1 protein-coding gene is annotated in these 1,628 nt (G+C 38.8%); it reads right to left on the bottom strand.

The features are described 5' to 3' along the window. Positions 1-136 precede the first annotated feature (136 nt). A complete protein-coding gene (locus BHE18_RS12455) occupies positions 137-1,372 on the bottom strand; it encodes an IS110 family transposase (protein WP_071618904.1) in 1,236 nt (411 codons plus the stop codon). Positions 1,373-1,628 lie beyond the last annotated feature (256 nt).

Raw genomic sequence — 1,628 nt, 5'->3', positions numbered from 1 at the left:
AAACCAGCTAATAGTTTGTCAACATTTTTCAATAAAAACTTAAAATAACTCATGTTATACTGAAAATATGCATGCCAAATAACCTTCCACTTACCCTTGTTTGGAAGGTTTTGTCTTATTTAGCTGGAAATCTTAATTAGGCTATATCTTGGAAAGTGGTTCTGTTTTTTAATATGGCATAGATCCAATGTAAGAGCTTATTTACACAAGCAATGACGGCGACTTTATAAAGTTTTCCTTCCTCACGCTTCTTATCATAAAAAGCTCTCAATCTCTTGTTTCTAGGGATGATTTCATCTGTTGTTTTTTTCTTGCGACAGTCACGAATACCAGAGCGAACAGCCATATATAAGGCGTGCCTTAATCTGCTTGAACCACGTTTTGTAATTCGAACGAGAGTAGCTTTAAACTTACCTGATTCAAACACTTCAGGATCAACCCCAGCGAACGCTACAAGCTTTTTAGGGTGATTAAACCGGTCTATCTCACCAATTTCAGAAATGATCGTTGCCGCGATTTTTTCTCCGATACCAGGGATAGATTGGATAATCTTATATTCTTCAACTTCTTTTGCGAGAGCGTCTATCTCTGACTCCATCTTGGATAGATGCTCTTTGTATTGAAGAAGCATATCAATATACATACTTAGACTCAGTAAATGACTCTGATAAAGCGTCTTTTTAAATGGATTCCGCGCTGCAGCTTGCTTAAGATCTCGAGCTTTTTCTTCTGCCCATCTCTTAGAGCGACTCTTACAGAATTCCTTGATTTTATCGGCCAACATATCTTCACCAACAGCCAGAATATCTTCTGATGCGGGAAATTCCTTTAAAACAAGCAAAGACACAACGGAATGTAAATCACCAAAAACCCCTTTATACTCAGGAAAGATTTGATCCAGCACTGCTTGGAATTGAAGCTTAGTTTGAACATATATCCCAGTAATATTTTCATGCTGTCGTGTGAGATTACGCAGGTTCAAGAGCTGAATGCCGCGTCTTTCATAGGGTTCTAAATCCTCTTTGTAGTAAAGCTCACAGAGACGATAGGCATCGATGGCATCCGTTTTAACTTTTCGTAAACTAGAGCTTTTAGCTCTGTGAGAAATCAACGGATTTACGATGATTAATAAATAGTTATGCTGCTCCAGATACTGAACCACTGGTGCGTGATAATGTCCTGTAGATTCTAAAATAACCGAAGGTTGGATACCGGTTTTGTCTTTGACACCTTCCAAAAACTCAAGTAACTTTCCTAGACCATTAAGATCATGCTTAATACTAAAACTTTTACCGTAAGGTTTGCCCTTATCTAAAAAGGCCTGAACCTCACTTTCTCCTTTTGAAACATCCAGACCTATGACTGGATTCATTCTCAATCTCCTCCTCAAATTCAACTTGCCAGTAGCCCCTATTTCCTCCTAGTAGTATCATAGCTTCGCTTGTTATACGAGATCTTTGTCCCAACCAGCCTCAAACATGTTTCTACGAGTAGGGGGTGAACGGTTTAACTGACGGGATCTAAGTCCCATGGGCAGGGACGTTCTACCCTGGCTACTGTTATAATAAGACCATATAAAAAAAGGTCAACCAGAAATATCTAGAATTCTGGTCAACCTTATAATACGA

Origin of the sequence: Rossellomorea aquimaris (assembly GCF_001877785.1) — a bacterium.
GTDB lineage: Bacteria > Bacillota > Bacilli > Bacillales > Bacillaceae_B > Rossellomorea > Rossellomorea aquimaris_A.
Note: the sequence above shows the minus strand (reverse complement) of the source record. Positions and strands in the feature narration are given on the sequence as shown.